18 protein-coding genes and 2 pseudogenes are annotated in these 23480 nt (G+C 53.2%); 17 read left to right on the top strand and 3 right to left on the bottom strand.

Annotated elements, in window-relative coordinates; genetic code table 11:
• Positions 1-58: 58 nt before the first annotated feature.
• The 6 genes from GS3922_RS14705 to GS3922_RS14680 all read left to right on the top strand — a co-directional run bounded on the left by GS3922_RS14705 (position 59) and on the right by GS3922_RS14680 (position 7081).
• Entirely contained in the window at positions 59-361 is a 303-nt protein-coding gene (locus GS3922_RS14705; protein WP_011229705.1) for a hypothetical protein, read from the top strand.
• Positions 362-436: 75 nt separating this feature from the next.
• The gene (locus GS3922_RS14700) at positions 437-2500 is read left to right on the top strand and encodes a sigma-54-dependent Fis family transcriptional regulator (RefSeq protein ID WP_063166946.1); all 2064 of its coding nucleotides are present in this window, start codon (positions 437-439) and stop codon (positions 2498-2500) included.
• The gene (locus GS3922_RS14695; protein ID WP_063166945.1) at positions 2472-3632 is read left to right on the top strand and encodes an acyl-CoA dehydrogenase family protein; all 1161 of its coding nucleotides are present in this window, start codon (positions 2472-2474) and stop codon (positions 3630-3632) included. The genes GS3922_RS14700 and GS3922_RS14695 overlap by 29 nt, the downstream gene beginning before the upstream one ends.
• 388 nt (positions 3633-4020) lie before the next feature.
• Positions 4021-4275: a hypothetical protein gene (locus GS3922_RS14690; protein WP_063166944.1), complete on the top strand. Its 255-nt coding sequence runs from the start codon at positions 4021-4023 to the stop codon at positions 4273-4275.
• A 37-nt stretch (positions 4276-4312) separates the two neighbouring features.
• Positions 4313-5854 carry an aldehyde dehydrogenase family protein gene (locus GS3922_RS14685; RefSeq protein WP_063166943.1) on the top strand — a complete coding sequence of 514 codons (1542 nt, stop codon included), beginning with the start codon at positions 4313-4315 and terminating at the stop codon, positions 5852-5854.
• A 15-nt stretch (positions 5855-5869) separates the two neighbouring features.
• Positions 5870-7081 carry an iron-containing alcohol dehydrogenase gene (locus tag GS3922_RS14680; RefSeq protein ID WP_063166942.1) on the top strand — a complete coding sequence of 404 codons (1212 nt, stop codon included), beginning with the start codon at positions 5870-5872 and terminating at the stop codon, positions 7079-7081.
• 60 nt (positions 7082-7141) lie between these two features.
• Here GS3922_RS14680 and GS3922_RS14675 read toward each other — a convergent pair whose 3' ends face one another.
• Complete coding sequence (locus tag GS3922_RS14675) at positions 7142-7543, bottom strand: DoxX family protein (RefSeq protein WP_063166941.1); 402 nt, start codon at positions 7541-7543, stop codon at positions 7142-7144.
• 139 nt (positions 7544-7682) lie between these two features.
• On the opposite strand from GS3922_RS14675, the gene GS3922_RS14670 reads away from it, so the two are divergent.
• The 3 genes from GS3922_RS14670 to GS3922_RS14660 all read left to right on the top strand — a co-directional run bounded on the left by GS3922_RS14670 (position 7683) and on the right by GS3922_RS14660 (position 10918).
• On the top strand, positions 7683-8402 hold the full coding sequence (locus GS3922_RS14670; protein ID WP_063166940.1) for a DsbA family oxidoreductase: 720 nt from the start codon (positions 7683-7685) through the stop codon (positions 8400-8402).
• Positions 8403-8725: 323 nt separating this feature from the next.
• Positions 8726-9460 carry an N-acetylmuramoyl-L-alanine amidase family protein gene (locus tag GS3922_RS14665; RefSeq protein WP_063166939.1) on the top strand — a complete coding sequence of 245 codons (735 nt, stop codon included), beginning with the start codon at positions 8726-8728 and terminating at the stop codon, positions 9458-9460.
• 129 nt (positions 9461-9589) lie between these two features.
• Positions 9590-10918 carry a S8 family peptidase gene (locus GS3922_RS14660; RefSeq protein WP_063166938.1) on the top strand — a complete coding sequence of 443 codons (1329 nt, stop codon included), beginning with the start codon at positions 9590-9592 and terminating at the stop codon, positions 10916-10918.
• 17 nt (positions 10919-10935) lie between these two features.
• On the opposite strand, the gene ltaS is transcribed toward GS3922_RS14660, so the two are convergent.
• On the bottom strand, positions 10936-12897 hold the full coding sequence (gene ltaS, locus GS3922_RS14655) for a lipoteichoic acid synthase (RefSeq protein WP_063166937.1): 1962 nt from the start codon (positions 12895-12897) through the stop codon (positions 10936-10938).
• Between the two features lie 438 nt (positions 12898-13335).
• Between ltaS and GS3922_RS14650 the strand changes: the two genes are divergently transcribed.
• From GS3922_RS14650 to GS3922_RS14630, 4 genes are all read left to right on the top strand, one after another.
• A complete protein-coding gene (locus tag GS3922_RS14650; RefSeq protein ID WP_063167426.1) occupies positions 13336-14673 on the top strand; it encodes a TrkH family potassium uptake protein in 1338 nt (445 codons plus the stop codon).
• A 658-nt stretch (positions 14674-15331) separates the two neighbouring features.
• Positions 15332-15838 (top strand): spore coat protein, encoded by a 507-nt coding sequence (locus GS3922_RS14640; protein ID WP_082816611.1) that lies wholly within the window; start codon positions 15332-15334, stop codon positions 15836-15838.
• A 148-nt stretch (positions 15839-15986) separates the two neighbouring features.
• Positions 15987-16910 carry an ROK family protein gene (locus tag GS3922_RS14635; protein ID WP_063166935.1) on the top strand — a complete coding sequence of 308 codons (924 nt, stop codon included), beginning with the start codon at positions 15987-15989 and terminating at the stop codon, positions 16908-16910.
• 323 nt (positions 16911-17233) lie between these two features.
• Positions 17234-18055, top strand: coding sequence for an undecaprenyl-diphosphate phosphatase (locus GS3922_RS14630; RefSeq protein ID WP_063166934.1), 822 nt, complete (start codon positions 17234-17236; stop codon positions 18053-18055).
• A 185-nt stretch (positions 18056-18240) separates the two neighbouring features.
• Here GS3922_RS14630 and GS3922_RS14625 read toward each other — a convergent pair whose 3' ends face one another.
• A complete protein-coding gene (locus GS3922_RS14625) occupies positions 18241-19311 on the bottom strand; it encodes an undecaprenyldiphospho-muramoylpentapeptide beta-N-acetylglucosaminyltransferase (protein WP_063166933.1) in 1071 nt (356 codons plus the stop codon).
• A gap of 423 nt (positions 19312-19734) precedes the next feature.
• Between GS3922_RS14625 and GS3922_RS14620 the strand changes: the two are divergent.
• From GS3922_RS14620 to GS3922_RS14605, 4 genes and pseudogenes are all read left to right on the top strand, one after another.
• Positions 19735-20462 (top strand): annotated as a pseudogene (locus tag GS3922_RS14620) (polysaccharide deacetylase family protein).
• Positions 20463-20472: 10 nt separating this feature from the next.
• Positions 20473-21070 (top strand): annotated as a pseudogene (locus tag GS3922_RS14615) (DedA family protein).
• A 12-nt stretch (positions 21071-21082) separates the two neighbouring features.
• Positions 21083-22225 carry an MGDG synthase family glycosyltransferase gene (locus GS3922_RS14610; RefSeq protein ID WP_063166932.1) on the top strand — a complete coding sequence of 381 codons (1143 nt, stop codon included), beginning with the start codon at positions 21083-21085 and terminating at the stop codon, positions 22223-22225.
• A 156-nt stretch (positions 22226-22381) separates the two neighbouring features.
• Entirely contained in the window at positions 22382-23476 is a 1095-nt protein-coding gene (locus GS3922_RS14605) for a D-alanine--D-alanine ligase (RefSeq protein WP_063166931.1), read from the top strand.
• The last annotated feature ends 4 nt before the right edge of the window (positions 23477-23480 follow it).

Raw genomic sequence — 23480 nt, 5'->3', positions numbered from 1 at the left:
CAATGAATTTTCTCATCGAAAAAACAAGTTTTATGATGGAAAAAAGAAGGAGAACAGGATGGACAAGGTATGCGGCCGCCACAGCCCCGCTGTTAAGAGAACCCCGGACTATATTTCGCAGGCCTATCGCTGCATCCCACGCTGCAACCTGACCGACATACGGCCGGTGCGGCCTCAGAAAGCCCGGCCCTTTGCCTCGCAGTTGTCTAGCGCCATGCTGTTGCGAAAACGCAACGATCCCGGCTGTCTGAATGGCAAAAACACAACACATTCTGCAGGTTTGTTGCGTTTTTGCAACAAGTCGTTGTTGTTTTGCAACGGAAGGTTTGATACGATGGAGAATGGAGATGTATTTTTCTGAATAATTAGACGCTTGATTTGTTGGCACGCAGTTTGCTTTTCCAAACAAAGTGAAGGCGAGACAGGGGGATGGGGGATGACGATAGAAGACATCATGTGGAAAACAACCGCTGCTGTTTGGGAAAGCGATTCCCTTGAGCAGGCGGCCCGCACGTTGGCCAAGCAAGGGATGGCCGGGGCCATCGCATGCGACAGTGAAGGAGAAATGGTCGGGGTGGTGGCGGCCGAGGACGTGCTGTTTGGCCTCGCCCAGGGGCGCAAAACGGTTCGTGAGGTGATGCGGCCGCCGCAGCCACTTCCGGTCCATGCGCGCCTTGAGGAAGTCGCGTTTGGCGGCAGTCCGCTCCGCGCCGTTGTTGATGAGAGCGGCCGCCTGGCCGGTCTATTGACAAAAGAGCAGTATTTGGCGGCGCAGGCAAAGGCGTCCCGCCTTCGCTTAAAACAGCTGGAAGCTATGTTCAACGCCGCCCATAACGGCATTTTGTCGATCGATGCAAAAGGGCGCATTACCTCGATCAATCCGGCCGCGGAACGGATGGCGCGGACGACGAAGGAAGAAGCGCTCGGGCGGTTGTTGACCGATGTCGTCGTGCCGTCCGGCCTGCTCGATGTCGTGCGCACCGGCCAAGGGTGTACGGAAAAGTACCGCGTCGGCAAGCGCGTCTATATTACGAACCGGTCGCCGATCGTCGACGATGGAAAAGTTGTGGGGGCGGTCGGAGTATTTCAAGACATTTCCGAGATTGAATTCATCTCGAGCGAGCTTGAGACGGTGAAGCGCATTGCCAATGAGCTGCAGACGGTGATGGATGCAGCAACCGACGGCATCGCCATCGCGGATCGCAATGGGGCGATCACCCGGCAAAATCAAAAATGGGCCGCGCTGTTCCCGGATGCGGGACAAGGGCGCATCCCCGCTCCGCTCGACCAAGTTGTGCGCCAGGCGCTTGACCGCTGTCAGCCGTGCTCCATGCTTCATCAAGGCGCGGAAACCGGCAATACGTTGATCGTCTCCGCCGTGCCGATCATCGAGGAAGGCGGCCAGGGCGAGCGGGTTGTCGTGTACGTCAAAGACATGACCGAGATGGAGCAGCTTCGCGCCGAACTCGAGGAGACAAAACGGCTCCTTCATACGTTAAGCCGGCAGGAAGGCGATGACCTTATTTACCGGGCGCCGGCGATGGCGCACGTGATCGCCATTGCCCGCCAGGCGGCAGCCGTGGATGTCACCGTGCTTTTGACCGGAGAGTCGGGCGTCGGAAAGGAAGAGTTGGCGAACTTCATCTGGAAGCAGAGCGAGCGCAGCGGCCGTCCGTTTGTGAAGGTAAACTGCGGGGCGATTCCGGAGACGTTGATGGAGTCCGAGCTGTTCGGCTATGAGCCCGGGGCGTTCACCGGTGCGGCGAAAAAAGGAAAAAAGGGTTACTTTGAACAGGCGGATGGCGGGACGATTTTTCTCGATGAAATCAGTGAAATCCCGCTTCACCTGCAAGTAAAGCTCCTTCGTGTGCTTCAGTCGATGGAAATTATGCGCTTGGGGGCGGAGGCGCCCAAACGGATCGATGTCCGCATCATCGCCGCAACGAACAAACCGCTTGAAGAGCTGGTCGCCGCCGGGCGGTTCAGAGCTGATTTGTTTTACCGGCTGAACGTCATGCCGATCGCCATTCCGCCGCTGCGCGACCGGAAGGAAGACATCCCGCTGTTGGTCGACCATTATCGAAAGCGGTTTGCTAAAAAGTATCAAAAACAGCTCGTGTTCACCGACAGGGCGCTTGCGATGATGATGGACTACCATTGGCCTGGCAACGTCCGCGAGCTCGTCAACGCCATTGAGCGCATGTTTGTGACCTCGGCCTCGCCAGTCGTTGATGAAGACCACGTGGCGAAATGGCTTCATCTTGAGCCGCCGACGGCTGCCGATCCGGTGTCAGTCAGCGAGGTCGTTCCGCTCAAACAAGCGGTGGCGGACGTCGAGCGCCAGCTCATCATCAAAGCGCTTCATCATGCGCGCACGTATCGGCGGGCGGCGAAGCTGTTGGGTGTCGATGCGTCGACCCTTGTGCGCAAGGCGCAAAAATATGGAATCGAATCACGGGGAGGGGAAGAGGATGGATTTTACGTTGCCAGCCGAGATTGAATTTTTAAAAGAAAACGTCCGTAAATTTGTGAAAGAAGTCGTGGAGCCGGTGGCCATGGACATTGAAGAAAACGACCACATTCCAGAAGATATTATTGAAAAATCGAAAGCCATGGGGCTGTTCGGCTTAAGCATCCCGGAAGAATACGGCGGCCTTGGCTTGTCGATGGTCGGCAAATGCGCCATTTATGAAGAACTCGGGAAAACGCATAACGGCTATACGACATTAATCGGCGCCCATACCGGCATCGGTACGGTCGGCATCGTCGAGCTCGGCACCGAGGAACAAAAGCGGCGCTACTTGCCAAAAATGGCGACAGGCGAATGGATCGGAGCCTTTGCCTTAACCGAGCCGAGCGCCGGCTCGAACGCCGCCGCGATTAAAACGACCGCCGTCCGCAAAGGCGACCGCTACATCATTAACGGCTCGAAGCATTACATTACGAATGCTGTCGACGCCCACGTGTTTACGGTGATGGCGGTCACCGATCCGTCAAAAGGCCCGAAAGGCATTACCTCGTTTATTGTGGAAAAAGATTTCCCCGGCTTTATCGTCGGTAATGTCGAGCGGAAAATGGGGCTGCGCGGATCGCATTCAGCCGAGCTGTTTTTTGACAACTTGGAAGTGCCGGTCGAAAACGTGCTCGGAAAAGAAGGCGAGGGATATGTCAACGCTCTCAAAATCCTCGCCAACGGCCGCGCGGGTCTCGCCGCCCGCAACCTCGGTTCGTGCATCCGCCTCTTAGAATACTGCATGGAATACGCCGAACAGCGTGAGCAGTTCGGCAAGCCGATCATCGAGCAACAAGCGATCCAGCATATGTTGGCGGAAATGAGCATGTTGATCGAAGTGCTGCGCTCCACCGTCTACCGCGTCGCCTGGATGGTCGATCAAAAGATGCGCGTCGTCAAAGAAGCGGCCATTGCCAAACTGTTCGGCTCGGAAGTGTACAACAAAATCGCCGATCTCGCTGTGCAAATCCACGGCGGCCTCGGCTACATGAAAGACTACCCGATCGAACGCTACTTCCGTGATGCCCGCATCACGAAAATTTACGAAGGCACCTCGGAAATCCAGCGCAACATCATCGCGAGCGAACTGCGGAAAGAATACGGAAAAGTGCGGGCATGACCGGAGTAGGTGCTGTCCTAACGAGGTGCTGGCTTTCAAGAGGAGTGCGAGAGATTGAATAACAAATCAGCTCGATGCGGATATACGGCCGTGGCAGAGGAGGTCTCGATGCTGTTGTGACCCCCTCTGTTTTTTTAGCGTTATTGTCGGAAAATGTCATTCGCTTTTTGTTGACGAAAGAAAGGGAAGGTTGCTAGAATGAGGGAAAATGATTGACTATTCATAACATTTTGGTCATTTTTACAACCTGCCTTTTTGCCAGCAACCCGCCTATTGTCGCAACAGCCTATTTGTAAGCCTTTACATTGATTGGTTGTCCCCGCGTTCATCTATCCAGAAGTACAACACCAGCCGACATTTCAAGAAAAATGGAAAAGGAGTGGTGAGCGTGCGTCGTGCCGAGCCGTTGGTCACAACAGGCAGCCGCGGGCTGCAGGAGGATTCGTTCCCGTTTCGGCTTTACCAAAAGGCAAAGCGGTTGGAAGCAGCGGCTCGCGATTCGATTTTCGGCCCTGATCACCATGCCGATATCATGAATTTCACCGCCCGCCAACTGGCAACGAGGATGGAAGTGTTGAAAAAAGCGCAGGAGAAGCCGTTTGACGAGCTGTTCGGTCTTGAGGAAAGCGAAAACGTTGGCTAGAAGTTGAGAGTCGAAAACAAGGAAGGGAGAAATCGTCATGACCACTCATGTGCAAGTGCATCATTTTCCGCTTTTCATTGACGGCCAATGGCAGCCGGCAAGCAGCGGGGAAACGTTTAACGTATACAATCCGGCGACCGGAGAGGCGGTGGCGACCGTCGCGAAGGCGACAGCGGAAGATGTGGACCGGGCGGTGAAGGCGGCGCGCAAGGCGTTTGACGAGACGGATTGGAAGACGATGAAACCGAAAGAACGGGCGCGCGTGCTGAATGCGATCGCTCAGGCCATTGCCGCCAACGCCCAGGAGCTCGCCTATTTGGAAGCGATCTCAAGCGGAGGGACGATCCGGCGCATCAGCTCGATTGATATTTTGCAGACGGTCGATTTGTTCCAAACGATGGCGAACATCGTTCAAGAGTACCCCTTTTCGGAAACGTTACCGATTCCGCCATTTCCCGGACCGGCGCACAATTTTGTTTGGCGCGAGCCGATCGGGGTGTGCGCAGCGATTACGCCGTGGAATTTGCCGCTCATGATCGCATCGTGGAAGATCGCCCCGACGCTGGCGACGGGCAATACGATGGTTGTCAAGCCGGCAAGCTATACGCCGCTCTCGACGCTTAAACTGGCGGAAATCATTTCGTCGTTCGTGCCTCCTGGGGTCATCAACGTAGTGGCTGGACCGGGCGCGGAAGTGGGGGAGGCGCTTGTCCGTCATCCGCAAGTGGACAAGGTGGCGTTTACCGGCTCAACCGAAGTCGGGCGTCGGATTATGGAACTGGCGGCTGGGACAGTCAAAAACGTGACGCTCGAGCTTGGCGGCAAGTCGCCGAACATTTTGCTTGATGACGCGGATTTGGAGATCGCCATTCCGGGCAGCTTGTTTGGCGTCTTTTTGCACTCCGGCCAGCTGTGCGAATCGGGAACGCGGTTGTTTGTGCCGGATCGGATGCATGATGAAGTCGTCGAACGGCTCGTCGCGCTGACAAAAACGCTGCAAATCGGCCACCCGCTTGACCCGGCGACGGATATCGGCCCGGTCATTTCCAAGCGGCAACAAGAAACGGTGCTATCCTATATTGAAACTGGCAAACAAGAAGGGGCGACGCTTGTCTGCGGCGGCCATGCGGTGGATGTCCCGGGCTGTGAAGGCGGCCATTTTGTCGCGCCGACGATTTTTACGAATGTGAAAAACAGCATGAAAATCGCCCAAGAAGAAATTTTCGGCCCGGTGTTGTCTGTCATTCGCTACCACGACGTGGAGGAGGCGGTGGCGATGGCGAACGATACGATTTACGGGCTGGCGGCTGGCGTCTGGACGCGCGATGTCAACAAGGCGTACGCCATCGCCGGGCGCTTGCGGGCGGGCGTCGTTTGGATCAATGACTGGCACATGCTGCGCAATGACGCGCCGTTTGGCGGATACAAACAAAGCGGCATCGGGCGCGAGATGGGCAAATATTCACTTGATGCCTACACGCAACTGAAACATGTGCATACGTCGATGGTGCCGGAGCTCGAGAAGCGCAAATGGTATCAAGTGCTGTTTTCGAAGTTGGGCGCAATGAGAAAAGCATAAAAAGGGGGACGGGGAATGACGACGTTAGCGAATTTTTGGCTGCGCACGGCGATTTATACGGGCTCAAATAGCCGGGCACTCGTGCCGGATTTGTTCCGAGGACTGGGGGCGAAACGGGTGCTACTGCTTTCCGACCGCGGTCTGGAGCAGGCCGGCGTCGTTGGGAAGGTGGCCGATCTGTTTCGGCTGACGCCGCACGGGACTGGACCGGAACTGGCTGGCATCTTCTTAGATATCCGCCAAGATGCGGAAAGCGAATGCGTCAATGAGGCCGCGCGCTATGCGCGCGAAGTCGGCGCCGATGCTTTGTTGGCCGTCGGCGGCGGCAGCGTGTTGGATACGACTAAAGGGGTGAAATACGCTCTGTTCAAAGGGTTGCGCGACATTAAAGAGGCCATTCCCGGCGGGTTGTTGTACGAGTCGTTTCCAAAAGCGCAATTCATGCCGATTCCGCACATCGCCATCCCGACGACCGCCGGCACGGGGTCGGAAGTGTCGCCGATTGCGGTCATTTATAATGAAGAGATGCGGTTGAAAACGAACATCATCCATCCGTTTATTAATGCCGATGTGGCGGTGCTCGACCCGGATTTGACAGTCGGGCTGCCGCCGAAGGTGACGGCGTTCACCGGCATGGATGCCCTCACCCATGCCATTGAGGCGCTCGCCTCGCTGACGGCGACCGCGCTTACGGATGCATGCGCTTTGCAGGCGATTCGCCTAATTCACGATTATTTGCCGCAGGCGGTCCGCGATGGTGGAAACATCCGCGCCCGCTCGGAGATGCTGCAGGCAAGCTTGCTTGGCATCACCGCTTTCAGCTTTGCGTTAAACGCCATCCCGGTGCATAATTTCGCCCATGCGTACGGGGCGATGTTCCGCATCCCGCACGGGCTGGCGAATGCTGTCTTTTTGCCGGTCGTCATGGAAATGATTCCTGATTTGTATTTGCCGAAGGCGAAGCGGCTGGCTGAAGCGCTCGGCATTCACGATCACGGCCAAGGGGAAGAGGTGTTGCTCGCTAAAGCGATCGAGCGCATTCGCCGCTTGCGTGATGACATCGGGCTGCCGGCTGATTTTGCTGATTATCCGATCACGGAAGAACAATTTGCCGCAACCATTCCGGCGGTCGCTTCCGACCCGGCAGCGGTCAGCTTTCCACTGCCGCCTGAACTGATTCGGGCGGTCGGCGAGCGCGTTGTGAAGTTGACAGTGGAAAAAGGATGAATCAGGAAGAAACCGGTATCCCGCACATGAAGCGGGACACCGGTTTTTTGTGCCAGCGGTTCAGCCCCGCGGCCGCCTGACGACCGAGTCCAACGACCAAAGTCGGCTTCCGTTCAGCCATAAATACATCGACATGGCAAGCAAGGCGAGATTGAATTCATAGCCTGTTTCCCGGCCGTTGCCAAGCAAGCCGGCGTCGGCTTTCACCGCGGCGATGGCTCCGACCATGATGACGGCAAACGCCGCAGCCATCAGCCGTGTGCCGAGGCCGAGCATCATTGCCCAGCCGCCGGCCAGTTCGACAATCGTGACGATGTAGGCGAGCCAGCCGGGAAGCCCCATCGCCGCAAACGAATCAGCTGCCGCCTCGAGCCCTCGCTGCCATTTCACCCAGCCATGGGCGAAAAAAATGAATCCGGTGACGATTCGCAACAGAAAGGCGCCGAATTCCTCGGAACGCATTAGATTTTCCCTCCTTGTCCCAACCACATGGTAGTACAATGTTATGCGGGCAGGTCCCCTCTCATGCCTTTTGTTAGCCATTCGACCGGCAATGGGCTACAATGGAGGGGAAGCGTGTCAACAGTAGAGGAGGATGGCCATGAAAATTGAAGTATGGTCCGATTTTGTCTGTCCGTTTTGCTATATCGGCAAGCGCCGTTTGGAACAAGCGCTGGAACAGTTTCCACACCGAAACGACGTGACGGTCGTCTTCCGCAGCTTTGAGCTCGACCCGAACGCACCCAATGAGACGCCGTTGACGATCCATGAAATCATTGCCAAAAAATACGGAATTACGGTGGAAGAAGCGAAGCGGGCAAACGCGGATATCGGCAGGCAGGCGGAAGCGGTCGGCTTGACGTTCCGCTTCGAGACGATGAAGCCGACGAATACGTTTGATGCTCATCGCTTGGCGCAATACGCGAAGGAAAAAGGGAAGCTTGATGATGTCGTCGAACGGCTGTTTTTCGCGTATTTCACCGAATCAAAGCGAATGAGCGACCGCACTGTGCTCCTTGACATCGCGGAAGCGGCCGGGCTTGATCGAAGCGAGGCGGAAGCGGTGCTTCATGGCGGCCGCTACACAGAGCAAGTGCGGGAAGACGAGGCAGAAGCGGCCCAGCTCGGTGTCCGCGGTGTACCGTTTTTTGTGCTGAATGGAAAGTATGCCCTTTCCGGGGCTCAGCCGGTCGATGTGTTCCGGCGGGCACTAGAAAAAGTGTGGGAGGAGGAACGGCAAGATTCACCGTTGCGGCCGCTCGCTGACGAAGGCGGGACATGCACAGACGGGAACTGCTCGATCGACGAATCCGTCCGTTAAGCAAACGAACAACCGGCTAGGATCCGCTAGCCGGTTTTTTTTCGTAAAAGAAGGTTAGCCGCGCTTCACAAACAGCGGCAAGTCCGTATGCCCCATCCGCGGAAGCAGACGAACAGCCCTTTTGGAACTAATTTCCTCACCCTCTTATACCATAAATGAACAGATCGCTGATATTCAATAGTTCAAGTGATGTGATTCAGATGTTTGTCCTGTCACCTTTTCGAGTCCGATGCTTATCTTATTAAATAAGGGGAAGTATAAGGTGCTGTTTTTCGTATTGCCATAAGTAAAACGTGAGGACGAAAGAAGGGAAGAACGCAAGCATGCCGAAAATTTTCATCGACCCCGGCCATGGGGGAACAGACACCGGCGCAGTCGGCAACGGATTGCGGGAGAAGGACATCACGCTGTCCATCGCCCTGGAGATGCGCCGCCTTTTACAAAGTGAGTACGAAGGAGTTTCGGTGCAGTTGAGCCGGACAAAAGATGAAACGGTGTCGCTCGATGAACGGACGGAGCGGGCCAACCGCTGGGGAGCCGATCTATACGTTTCGATCCACGTGAATGCGGGCGGTGGCACGGGATACGAAGATTACATTTACCACGAGCTGTCGGAAAATTCCCGAACGGCCCGCATTCGCGATGTGCTGCATGAAGAAGTGATTCGGGCGACGCGATTCCGTGACCGCGGAAAAAAGAAAGCGAATTTTCATGTGCTAAGGGAGACAACGATGCCTGCGGTGTTGACGGAGAACGGGTTTATCGATAATGAGGAAGACGTAAAAAAATTGGCGGACACCGAATTTTTGCGGACGATTGCCCGCGGTCATGTCAACGGATTAGAACGGGCGCTCGGATTGCGGAAGAAAGCGAGTGCTCCGAACAATCCTCCTCCTAGGGATCCGGACGGGGGTGCACCAAACACCGGACGTTTAACGCGCGTCATCGTTGATGGCACGCAAGTTGGTGCCTTTGTCGAACCGGAAAACGTGTTGCGCCAAGTGGAGCATTATTTAGGAAGAGCGAAGCGGATTGTGCTTGAGCAAGTCGAGGAATGACGGGAACGCTTGCCTGGTTTTCAGCTAGGCGAGCGTTTTTTCGTTCGTTCGTCCTAGTGGAAAGGCCGCCTCCTCCTTTGTTCAGCCGTCATATGAGTATAGCGAGAAACAAAGGAAGGGGGAAAAGATATGTTTGGCTATTCAATAGTGCAGTTAGCCCGCCGTCACGCGGGGCGGCTTGACCGTCCTCTCCGCCATGCGCTTGTCAATATGTACAAGCCGATGACACGCATACCGTGCATTTTTCACCGCTGGATCGAGCGCTGGCTGCGGAAATGGCGGACCGTTTCTGTTCTTATCGAGGTCAGCGACGCCGAGGGGGTCGAAGCGCTCGCCAAGGCGGAACGGGATCATTTTCGCATGAAAATGCATCACCATTTCCGTCATGTCCCGCTATGGAGCGCAACAGTGACGCCAGCAGCGCTTGAGCAGCTGCTTGAGCATCCAAAAGTGAAAAAAGTGTATCTTAACCGCACGATCAAGGCGTTATTAAACAACGCGGTGCCATCGGCGAATGCGAAACACGTCACCGTCAATGGAACCGAGCTGAGCGGCAAAGGGGTGACGATTGCGATTGTCGACACCGGCATTGCCCCGCATCCGGATTTAGAGGGGCGGATTGCGGCGTTTGTTGATTTGGTGAATGGACGAACGGCGCCCTATGACGATAACGGGCATGGCACCCACTGCGCCGGCGATGCCGCCGGAAACGGGCGCATGTCAGACGGGTTGTACGCCGGGCCGGCGTATGAGGCGAACGTCGTTGGCGTCAAAGTGCTCGACCGCTCGGGAAGCGGGACGTTAGAAACCATTATGCGCGGTATCGAATGGTGCATCGATTACAACAAGAAAAACCCGGCCAAGCGGATTCATATTATTTCTTTGTCGCTTGGCGGGGAGCCGCAGCCGTTCCCGGCCGAAAACGATGATCCGCTCGTGCAAGTCGCTGAACGGGCATGGGAAAACGGCATCGTCGTCTGTGCGGCGGCAGGAAATGAAGGGCCAAATTATGGGACGATCGCCAGCCCGGGCATTAGTGATCGCATCATTACCGTCGGCGCCCTTGATGACCGTGATACGGCGGCAACGCGCACCGATGATGCGGTGGCGCCGTTTTCGAGCCGGGGGCCGACGGAATATGGGGTGACCAAACCGGATCTCGTCGTCCCTGGGGTCAACATTATTTCACTTCGCGCTCCGCGTTCATTTCTTGACAAGATGAATAAGCAAAACCGGGTCGGTGACTATTATATGACGATGTCCGGCACATCGATGGCGACGCCGATTTGTGCCGGTATTGTAGCTTTACTGCTTGAGGCGAAACCAAGTGCAACGCCGGATGAGATCAAGGAGGCGTTAAAAGACGGCGCCGATTTATGGAAAGGGCGCGACCCGAACGTATATGGGGCGGGTTACGTGAATGCGAAGCGGGCTGTCGAGCGGCTGCTGCAGCGCTAGAAAAAAAGAGGGGGCGCTTATTGAGCGCTTCCCTCTTCGCTTTCGCGGTTGTTATAGTCGTATTTTGACGGGTCGACCGGCTCAAAGCCTTTCGGGGTATAGAACCGGAGCAAATCGCCGTAAACGACTTTATCCGATAAATCGAGCTTCGTGCGGACGATTTGTTCAAGGCGTTGAATCTCCGGCGTTTCTTCAAGTGGTTCACCCGTTTTTGTATCATAGTATTTCCCATTGACCGCTGTAACTGTCGGTGTGACAAAGTCGCCGTTGCGGAACGGGATGATTTCTTGATGGTCCGGCGACAACAAGTCCGTTCCGAAGTGGACGTAGTTTTTCGTATCGATGCCAAGCAAGTGCAACAGCGTCGGCAACAAGTCGATTTGGCCGCCGAACTCGTGAATCGTGCCGCCTTTGACACCCGGAACGCGAATGAACAGCGGCACCCGCTGCAATTGGGCATGCTCATGCGGTGTAATTTCCTTGCCTAAAATTTGCGACATGGCTTTGTTATGGTTTTCGGAAATGCCGTAATGGTCGCCGTACAAAATGATGACCGAGCGGTCGTACAGACCGGATTTTTTCAAGTAATCAAAGAACTCTTTGACAGCCTCATCCAAGTAACGAGCGGTTTGGAAATAACGGTCGACCGAGCCGTTCCCCGTCGTCGCTGGTGCGATCGTAGCGTCTTCTTCGCTGATCGGGTACGGGAAGTGGTTCGACAACGTAATAAATTTTACATAGAACGGCTCTTTCAACGTCTCTAACAGCGGGATCGACTCCCGGAAGAACGGTTTGTCTTTCAACCCGTAGTTCAAGACGTCTTCGTCTTTCATGCTATAGTAGCTGGCGTCAAAGAAATGATCAAACCCGAACGACTTGTAGATTTCATCACGGTTCCAGAACGATTTGTAGTTGCCGTGGAAAACGGCGCTTGTATAGCCATATTGACGCAAAATAGCCGGAGCCGCATGGTACGTATTTTGCCCTTTTGTCGTAAAGACGGCGCCCTGTGGCAGGCCGTACAGCGAATTTTCCAACATAAACTCCGCGTCCGACGTTTTCCCCTGTCCGGTTTGATGGAAAAAGTTATCAAAATAAAACGTATTCGGATCGCGGGTGAGCGAGTTCAAGAACGGGGTGACTTCTTCCCCATGCAGCTTGTAGTTAATGATAAAATTTTGCAGCGACTCTAAGTGAATGTAAATCACATTTTTCCCTTTCGCCACGCCGAAATATTTCGGATTCGGTTCAGCGTATGTCGCCTGCACGTGGTTCAGCACCGTCGTGATGTCGCTTTTGTTCGCAAACGCCCGTTGTGTCGACGACTTCATGCTTTGGATCGCATCGTAAATGAGATAGTTGTATACACCTAAATATTTGACGATGTAATTGCGGTCAAACGTTCTAGTCAACAGTTGCGGGCGGTCAGCCTCAGCGAGCGCCAAATTGATGCTGAACATCAGAATGGCTGAAGCAAATACAATGCCTTTTTTGAAACGGCCGGCCCGCACTTGCGGGAGCGAGAACCGTTTTGAGAAAATGATGACCGCTAAAATGGCCGTGTCTAAGAAATAGAACACATCATACCACCTAATCAGCTCCCAAATGCTTCCACCTAGATCACCGAAGTTTTTCGTTTGCGTTAACGTCGGCAATGTAATAAAATCGCTGAAAAAGCGATAATAGACGATATTAGCGTATAAGATGAACGATAAAATGAAATTAATAATAATGAGCCACCGATAGAAGCGCGTTTCCTTCGCCAAGAACGCCAGCCCAAGGAAAAATACCGCTGAGCTGACCGGATTAATAAACAGCAAAAACTCCTGCATGGAGTTGCTAATGCCAAGGTTAAACTCCGCCAGATAGGCGACATATGTCTTCAGCCAAAACAAGAGCACCGCAAAAATAAAAAAACCAATGTATTGGTTAGGGAGAGAACGGTACTTATTTAGCCACTTTTCCCCAATCGTTTTCACGTCCTCTTCTCCTCCTTTTGTTTCATATTCTTAAACGATGGATTTCTATGTTTATATGAACAGCTGCTGCACAGAGCAGCGCGCTTTGCACTCTGACATCATTTTACATCGGAACGTCTCCATGTCAAGTAGCATAATACTTCCCTTGCCAAAAGTCAATGGAATGTTTTTTAAGGCTTGCCGTATGCCCCCTTCCTTGTTGTCTGCTCCCCATATGGTGTTGGATTCCCATTCATATAGACGAATGGGAGACAAAAAGGTTTCAATGTTCGTCCCAAAACGTCCCGATGCTCGTGGCCATGCCCTTTACCCATTTTATTAGACAAAGAGAACGTTATGATAAAAATTGTTGCAGTACCCGAACTCGTTTGTTTTTGGTATATTTTTTCTATGCATCATCCACAACTATGAAAAGGATGAAGGGAAAGGGATATGCCGATGAATACAAAAGGCAAGTTTTTCGACCCGCCGAAAATTCTCGTGTCGGGATTTGCGCTCATTATTTTCGCCGGGGCGCTGCTTCTTATGCTTCCCATAGCGACTGTTGATGGAAGGGGGCTGCCGTTTTTAGACGCGTTGTTTACGGCGACATCGGCGACGTGTGTAACTGGACTTGTCGTCGTTGATACCGGGACGACGTTTACGTTATTCGGCCAACTCGTCATTTTGACGCTCATTCAAGTCGGCGGACTCGGGTTTATGACGTTTGCCACGTTGTTTGCCTTTTTGCTCGGCAAGCGCATTTCACTAAAAGAGCGGCTCGTGCTGCAAGAGGCGCTGAACAATTTGACGATTGAAGGCATCGTGCGATTGGTGAAACGCATTTTTATTTTCACCGTTATTATTGAAGGCATTGGCGGCATATTGCTTTCTGTTCGGTTTGCGTTTGACATGCCGCTCGGTCGGGCGATCTATTTCGGCTTTTTCCACGCGATTTCAAACTTTAACAACGCGGGCTTCGATTTAATGGGCGAATTTCGCAGCTTGACCGGGTACGTGGACGACCCGGTCGTCAGCCTTGTCGTGCCGATGTTGATCATTTTGGGCGGGATTGGTTTCATCGTCATGAACGAAGTGTACGAATACCGGCAGACGCGTCGTTTTTCTCTCCATACGAAAGTGGTCGCCATGACGACTGCCTGGCTGCTGCTAATCAGCATGGGGTTGATTTTGCTGCTCGAGTGGAACAACCCGAAGACGATGGCGCCGCTGTCGCTATCCGGCAAGTTGTTGTCTGCTTTTTATCAAGCCGTCACCCCGAGAACGGCAGGTTCGAATACGCTTAACATCCCTGATTTGACGCAGCCGACCTTGTTCCTAATCATTTTTCTCATGTTTGTCGGCGCTTCTCCGGGTTCGACGGGCGGCGGGATTAAAACGACGACGTTGGCAACATTGCTTGGTGCGGTTTGGTCACAAGTGCGCGGGAAAGAAGATGTCGTTCTGTATCGGAAACGGATTGTGTATGATATGGTGTACAAGTCGTTGACGGTGACGATGAGCGGGCTGTTTATCGTCATGTTTGTCACGATGGTGCTGACGATTACCGAGAGCGGAAAAGACTTTTTAATGATTTTATTCGAAGCGACATCGGCGTTTGGGACCGTCGGACTGTCGATGGGGTTGACGCCGGAATTGTCCCCCTTCGGCAAAATCACCATCATTTTAACGATGTTTGCCGGCCGGGTCGGCCCGCTGACGATCGCGTACGCGGTTACGCTGCGCCGCCAACCGGACCCGTTCCGCTATCCGAAGGGGAAAATTATGATTGGATAGACGAATGTCGAAGGTCATACGTTTTTGCGTAACCAAACAGCAGTGATTCTTCACTTTTTCCTAATTATGAAAAAAGATGTCGCCATCGCCGCATTGCCTTATCATTTGCGAGAATAATGTCGAGAAAAGAAGAAACATTTCCCCGGAAATCGATGCGTGTCGAATGGTGAAAAAGTCCCCTCTGCCGTACGAATTTGCACATCGTACGGCAGAGGGGGAATGATGATGTGGTTATGAGGATCGATGATTTTACTGGCTCTGAGTGTAAGCGGGGACAGCTTTAGCGCAGGCATTACTTATGCACTTGCCGATCAGCCGTCCGATGGTTCGTTACCACCATGGCGGACACGGATGGACGGGGACCATTGGTGGGTTTGCGGCTGGGATGTTGGCAGGAATGATTGCGGAAGAGCTGCTGGGTGATGCGGTGGATGACGTGGTCGACGATGTTGCGGATAGGATCGGTGTCGACGATGGGTTTGACGGCGGCGATTGGTTGTAACCATCTCATCGTCAAACGGTGTCTCGCCTAGTGCGTGGTGCTTTTTTCACCGTGCAGGGGGGTTGGACGATGGTGACCGTTTCCTTCCAACACACATATACATTAAATGGAAATGCGCCAACAAACATCTTTGAGGGAGGAAACGTGATGAACCATATGCACGGGCATATGCACGGCCATCGCCATTTAGCTTGGCATGAAACGTTGGAGCTGCATGAACTCATTGCTTTTCAAGCGAATGCGCTTATGAAAATGAAAAAGGCCGTCGGCAACATCGATTGTCCGGAGTTGAAAAGGCTGTATGTCGAGACGATTCAAGGGTTGGAGATGAACGTGCGCGAGCTGCTAGCCTTTATTCCGTCTGCTCCAATGATGGAGGAAACACGCGATCCTGATGATGGCGAGCGCGCTTTGCATGCGGGTGACTTGCTTGGTTTTGCGAAAACGTCTGTGCGCAACTATGCCGCGGCCATTACGGAAACGGCGACCCCGGTGTTGCGTAAAACGTTTGTGAAGCATTTGCTAAAGGCGATCGAAACGCACGAAAAGGCGTTCAATTACATGTACGAGCGCAACTACTACCCAGCGTATGATCTTGTCCAGCTTCTTCACAATGATGTCCGAAACGCCCAAAAGGCGTTGTCGATGGGATATGAACGATAATGGAAACGAGCCGCTCCGGCCAACGGAGCGGCTTCTGTCATTGCGGCAGGGAGGAGCTGCTACCTTGGCGGCGAATACATAAAGACAAGGAAACAGCGAAGCCTAATGGCGTTCGCAGAGAGGAAAATACATAACGGGGGTGTCAACGATGCGTTGCTTTATCGTTTTTGATATTGGCGGTACATATGTGAAACATGCCGTCATGAACGAGCACGGCGATTTTTTAGAAAAAGGGCGTTATCGTTCGGAACGTCATGCCTTTCGCCAATTTCGAGATGATTTGCTGAAGGTCGTCCGCCAAGCCCAAGCGCATTATGAACTTTCCGGCATTGCGATCAGTTCTGCAGGCAGCGTCGACAGCGAAAGCGGTGTCATCGGCGGGAGCAGCGCCTTGCCTTGCATTCACGGTCCCAATTTCAAAGAAGTGTTCGGCGGGGAGACGGGACTGCCGGTTGAGCTGGAAAATGACGCAAATTGCGCCGCGCTCGGTGAGCTTTGGAAAGGAGCGGGGCGGGGCTGCCGCGATATCGCATTTGTCATTGTCGGCACCGGCATCGGCGGGGCAATTGTGAAAGACGGGCGCATTCATAAGGGCGCGCATTTGCACGGCGGGGAGTTTGGTTATATGTTGATGGATGTTCGCTATACAAACGGAACGATTGAATGCAAAACGTGGAGCGAACTGGCAGCGACGAGTGCGCTCATTCGGATGGTGGCTAGGGAAAAGGGGAGACCGGAAACAGAACTAGATGGTGAAACGGTATTTGCGTTGGCCGAGGGGGGCGATGAAGCCGCGCAAAACGCGATCGACCGGTTTTACTTTTCATTGGCCCACGGCATTTTTAACTTGCAATACGCATACGACCCAGAAAAAATCATTTTAGGTGGAGCCATTAGCAACCGCCCTGATTTTGTTGACGAAATTAACAAGCGGCTTTCAACGCTGTTGTCGCTCGTCCCGATCGCGAAAGTCCGACCGGTTGTGGCGGCGTGCCAGTTTAAAAACGACGCGAACTTGCTCGGCGCCTTGTATCATTACTTGGAGCGGCGCGGGGAGCTGACGTCTTCCTAGGAGGCTGGTAAAAAACAGCAGTTTCCCCTGATCGATGAGTGAACGTATAAAAAGAAGAACCGATGCTACAAGGTTTTTCTATTGGAGAAACAGTGCTGGGAAGCGGTATATACTATTAAATCACCAGCCTCCTAGCCAGCATGAACGGGCCGCCCCCGTTTCATAACCAAACGGATGTTCATCCAATGCAAAGTGCGGGTAGTAGAAATGAATGATTTATAGTACAATAGAGCAGGCGCGGCCGAAGGAGGCGTGCTATTTTGCCGCTTGGCCCATACATATGTATAGAAAAGGACGACCCCGCGCAGAAAGGATGGAAGGGAATGCACTGGATTGAGCTGTTAAAGGCTGTCATTTTAGGAATGGTGGAAGGGTTGACGGAGTTTGCCCCCGTTTCTTCGACCGGCCATATGATTATTGTCGATGATCTTTGGTTGAAATCAACGGAGTTTTTAGGCAAATACGCGGCCAATACGTTTAAAGTCGTCATCCAGCTCGGCTCCATTTTAGCCGCTGTCGTCGTGTTCAAAGACCGGTTTTTGGACTTGTTAGGTGTTCGCGGCCGCCATCCCGGCGGGAAGCCGCGGCTGACGCTGCTTCACGTCATCATCGGTCTGCTCCCGGCCGGGGTGCTTGGTGTGTTGTTTGAAGACTATATTGATGAACATTTGTTTTCGACGCAAACGGTGCTCATCGGTCTTGTGCTTGGCGCGCTGTTGATGATTGCTGCCGACCAATTCGCCAAAAAGGCGGCGCGGGCGCAGACGGTCGACCAAATCACGTACAAGCAGGCGTTTCTTGTCGGGTTAGTGCAATGTTTGTCCTTATGGCCGGGCTTTTCCCGCTCCGGCTCGACGATCGCCGGCGGGGTGCTTGTCGGCATGAGCCATCGCGCTGCAGCGGATTTCACGTTTATTATGGCTGTTCCGATCATGGCCGGGGCAAGCGGGCTGTCGCTCTTGAAAAACTGGCAATATGTCAGCGCTGCCGACATCCCGTTTTTCATTGCGGGCTTTTTGAGCGCCTTCGTCTTCGCTTTGCTTGCGATCCGCTTTTTCCTGCGGCTCATCAATCGCATCCGCCTCGTGCCGTTTGCGGTGTACCGGATTGTGCTCGCAGTTGTCATTTATTTCCTGTACTTCTAGTTGTGCCGCCTGGTCGGGTTGTCCCGCCGGGCGGTTTTGATTTACAGAGCAGTTGGGGGCAAACGGGTGGGAAAGAACGAAGAGGGAAAACGAAAGTGTTTCTTCAAACATATTTGTGGCGGCGTTTTTACTAAAAAACCGAGGCGATGCCTCACGAACGTACGCTGGGCATCGCCTTATTTTGGTCAGCGGGCGGTGTCTTGAATGACGGCAAGAAGCGTTTGCAGCGGATCGGTGCCGCCGGACCGCTCCATGTTTTTCTTGTAGCGGTCCTTGTTTTCGTACAGGCGGTGAATGGCCGCTTGCAGCGATTCGTTCGTCAAGTTCTCTTCCATCAGCACTTCCGCATAGCCCGCTTTTTCAAATGAGCGGGCGTTTAAAATTTGGTCGCCGCGGCTTGCTGCTTTGGAGAGCGGAATGAGCAGCATCGGCTTGCGCAAGGCGAGCAGTTCGAAAATGGCGTTCGCACCGGCGCGGGAGACGACGAGATCGGCCAGGGCCAACAGATGGGGCAGCTCTTCGTTAACGTATTCGAACTGTTTGTATCCTTTTTGGTCAGCAAGGCTTGAATCGACGTTGCCTTTGCCGCAAATGTGGATGATGTCAAACTTGCTAAGCAGCGCGGGCAGGCAGGCGCGCAGCGTATCGTTGATCGTTTTTGAGCCTAAGCTGCCGCCCATGGCGAGCAGCACCGGTTTTTTGCCATCAAACTGGCAAAGCATCCGCCCTTGTTCCGCGCGTCCGTGCTTCAGTTCTTCACGGACGACGGCGCCGACGTAGACCGCTTTGTCGGCATGGACGTGCTCTTTTGTTTCCGGAAAGGTGAGACAAATTTTCGTCGCAAACGGCATGGCGATTTTGTTGGCGAGTCCGGGCGTCAAGTCGGACTCGTGGATGACTGACGGCACGCCGTTTAGCCAGGCGCCGAGAATGACAGGAACGGAGACGAACCCGCCTTTGGAAAACACGACCGCTGGCTTTTCTTTTTGGATCAGGCGGTACGCTTGCCAAATCCCTTTTAAGACGTGAAACGGATCTTTGAAGTTTTTCCAATCGAAATAGCGGCGCAGTTTTCCGGTTGACACCGAATAGTACGGGACGCCGTCGATGCGGCCGATGATCTCCCGTTCAATTCCTTGATGGGAGCCGATATAGACGATGTCCCATCCTTGCTCTTTCAGTTTCGGAATGAGGGCGACGTTGACCATCACGTGGCCGGCCGTGCCGCCGCCGGTTAAGACGATTTTCTTTCGCAATGCAGATCACCTGTCTTTTTCTCAATAGTGAAGATGTTTAATGAACACCTTTGCTAAGCCGCCTTTCAAGAGGCAGCCGCATGCGGCGTTTCAAGTCCATCGACATGCCGCTTTTTACGTCCTAAGCGCCATATACCTATGTATTATAGCAAATTCACCATCGTTTATGGAGGAAACCGAACGGCGGTAAATTTCGTATCCATCAAGGGAGTCAAAAAGGCGAGGCGTTACATGAAATTCTCATCATTTTCCTTTTGATTTTTCATCGAATTCATATATCATCATTAGTCTAGCAGCTTATTGACAAATGGCGCGCGAGAAAGCCCATTCCTTTTGGGATGGGATGAAAGCAAAGAAGATATTCAGTTTCCTATTTTCAAAGGAAGCAAATATTGATAAAGTACTATCGGAGAGGTGAAGACGATGTTGGCATGGCTTGTTGGCTGTTTGATCGCTGGAATCGTGATATACGGGATTGTGCCGACGATCGTCATTCGCAAAAGCGGGTTCTTCTGTTTCGTGAAGGAACAGCGCCTGACTGCCTTGCTTTGACATTTGATGACGGTCCTGACCCGTATTATACGCCAAGGCTGTTGGATTTATTAAAGAAATATGGTGTAAAGGCAACGTTTTTCGTCGTCGGCCGGAAAGTCGAGCGTTATCCTCATATTGTGCGGCGGATGGTGGAAGAGGGTCATGAAGTCGGCATTCATAATTACCGCCATATCAGCAACTGGCTGTTGCCGCCGCTTTGGCTCGATTGGGGAGTGCGGCGGGCGGCCGCGGCGATTGAGCGGGCGACGGATCAACGCCCGATCTATTACCGGCCGCCATGGGGTCATTTTAACGTTTGGACGCCCATCGTGCAAAGACGGTATACAACGGTGCTATGGACGCATATTCTTGGGGATTGGAATGAAAACATTGGAACAATGGAGTTGTTCCGCCGCTTGCGCGCTGCCGTGCGCGGCGGGGCGGTCATCGTGCTTCATGATAACGGGGATGCGTTAGGCGCCAACAAGCGCGCGCCGGAACAAATGTTGTCGGCTCTTGAGCTGCTGTTCAAAGATGAAGCGGCGAAAAAGATGCGCTGGGTGACGATTACAGAACTGAGAAACGCGCAAACTAACAAACAAATCTCGTCGATGTGATGGGGGAGCTATGGATACGAGCGTATGGTTGCCTTATGTTCAGTCATACGGATATGTGATGCTGTTTTTGTTTTTATTTTGCGGCATCGTCGGCATCCCGGCACCGGAGGAAAGTTTGCTTTTTTTCGTCGGTGTGGTGGTTGCCAAAGAGCAGTTGCTGCTTTGGCCGACGCTCGCCTCGTGCTGGGGCGGAACGATGGCCGGCATGGTGGCCGCGTATGGCGCCGGAAGATGGTGGGGAGCGCCGTTTGTGCAAAAGTACGGCAAGTATGTCGGGATTACAGGTGAACGGTGGGAACGGGCCCGCGATTGGTTCCGCCGCTACGGGAAATGGGGGCATTTTGTTCGGCTGCTATGCCCCGGGAGTGCGGCAAATCTGTCCGTATATGGCGGGGGTGAGCCGATTCCCGTTTCGGACATTTGTTTTGTTCGCTATGGTTGGGACAGCGGGCTGGGTCGTTCCGCTGACATTGGCCGGGCTATTGCTCGGCCGTCATATCCATGTCCCCCTCATTTCCTTTCCGCTTGCCGGATTGGTGTTGTTTTTGCTCTTTTTGCTTGCGGCGTGGATTGGGCAGCGGAGGCGAAAAAAATCTTTTGAAAGCTAAAGGGTGCGATCGATGATGAAAGTGTTGTTTTTGCCGTTGTTCCAAATGAATACCGGACACCATAAAGTAGCCGACACGCTGATCGATTTTTTGCGCCGTCAGCTTCCGGTGGTTGAAAGCAAAAAAATCGATTTTTTGAGCTATTGCAATGAGCTGATGGAAAAAATGGTGTCAGAAGCTTATTTGCGCTGGATTCGCTCGCATCCCGCTTCATACCACCGCGTGTACAAGACGTTTATGTATCAGGAGTCAACGCGGCTTGAGTTTGTTTCGTTTGAGCCGTGGCTGCCTTATTTTGAAAGCAAAATGAAAAAGATGGTGGAACAAGAACAGCCAGATTTAATCGTCTGCACCCATTCGTTTCCGTCGCGCATTTTGCAGCAGCTGAAGCGGAAACGAGCGTTGGCGGTCCCGGTTGTGAACGTCTATACGGACTTTTTTATGAACAGCATCTGGGGGAAGCGGTTTATCGACTATCATTTTGTCCCCCATCAAGAGGCGAAATGGGAACTGATCACCAAACACGGGATCGATAAAGAGCGCATCATTGTCACCGGCATCCCGGTTCATGACACATTTATGAACATGCCGGAAGCCCGGCGGAGAAGGCGGCCAACCCATGTGCTCGTCGCCGGCGGAAACCAGGGGCTCGGCAATATGATGGCATTTTTGCGGGCGGCTCGAACGTCGACATTGTTTCGTTATTCGGTGTTGTGCGGTGCCAATGAACAGCTGTACCATGAAATTGCTAGCTGGCAGCTCCCTCACATCCGCCCGCTTCCGTACATCGCCGACCCTGAGGAGATGAACCGACTGTATGATGAAGCTGACGCGGTCATTACAAAGCCGGGCGGGGTGACCATCAGCGAGCTGCTCCATAAGCGCATTCCGATCTTCACCATCGACTGCTTGCCCGGACAGGAACGCATCAATTTGCAATATTTGCAGCGGAACGGCTTAATTTATCACTTGACTGGGCCGGACAATGGCGAACGGAACATATTCCGCCTGCTGACCGATGACGTGGAAAAAAATCGGTTTTTCCGCCGCGTGTCCGACTATTTTGCCGGGGTGGAAAAAACGGGACAAGAAGCGCTCGCGGAAATGGTGGCAACGATGCCGCAGCGCATGGCTTGGCGCGTTCTTCGCCCGTAGACGAGCCATCTAACGGACGTTAGATGGCATTTTTTGTGCTGAATGGCTGCAGCGCAGGTGGCGAAACAACCTGCATCGTACATATAAAATATCAGACCGTTGGGCGCGAAACGTGTTACAATAGGAACGATGGCCAAGGAAAGAGGAGGAACGATGATGAAAACGAGAGTCGGAGTGTTATACGGCGGTAAATCGCCGGAACACCAAGTATCTTTGTCGACGGCGATGGCGGTCATGAACGCCATTGATCCTCATAAATTCGATGTCATCCCGATTTATATTACACCGGAAGGGCAATGGATTAAAGGAAAACGATTGACTGGGCCGATCGAAGAGGTAAAGCAGTTGCAGTTCACTTCGACGGCAACCGCGATGATTCCCGTATCGTTAAACCAAGTCCCCGCGTCAGATGCCGCAACGGAGGGCGACAAGGAAACGATTGATGTAATTTTTCCGCTTTTGCATGGGCCAAACGGCGAAGACGGAACGGTGCAAGGGCTGCTGGAAATGCTCAACCTCCCGTACGTCGGCAATGGGGTGCTCGCTTCTGCCGTCGGCATGGATAAAGTGGTGATGAAAAACTTGTTTGCCCAAGCTGGGCTGCGCCAAGCGAAGTATGTATCAGTGACGAAATATGAATGGAAAAAAGGCGAAGAAGCGGTGTATGACCAGGTCGAACAAGCGCTCGGCTACCCATGCTTTGTCAAACCGGCCAACGCCGGTTCGAGCGTCGGCATTTCCAAATGCAAACAGCGCGACGAGTTAAAAGCGGCGTTTGCTGAGGCCTTTAAGTATGATCGGAAAATTATTATCGAGGAGGCCATTGTCGGCCGAGAAATTGAGATTGGCGTTATCGGGAATGACGAGCCGATTTGTTCCGTTGTTGGAGAAATTGTGCCAAAAAAGGAATTTTACGACTACGAGGCGAAATATGAAGACGGGCAAACGGAGTTGATTATTCCTGCCAAGGTGACGCAAGAGCAGTATGAGACGATCAAATCGATGGCCATTGCCGCGTTTAAAGCGCTCGACTTGTCCGGGCTTGTGCGCGCCGACTTTTTCCTCGCCGAAGACGGCACCGTTTATATTAACGAAATTAATACGATGCCGGGGTTTACGCCGTACAGCATGTTCCCGCTCCTTTGGCAGCATAGCGGCGTGCCATACTCGGAGCTGATCGAGCGCCTTATTGCGCTGGCATTGGAACGGCATCAAGAAAAGCAGATGATTACGTACACATTTGAAAAGTAAAAGA

It is taken from the genome of Geobacillus subterraneus (assembly GCF_001618685.1).
Classification (GTDB): domain Bacteria; phylum Bacillota; class Bacilli; order Bacillales; family Anoxybacillaceae; genus Geobacillus; species Geobacillus subterraneus.
Note: the sequence above shows the minus strand (reverse complement) of the source record. Positions and strands in the feature narration are given on the sequence as shown.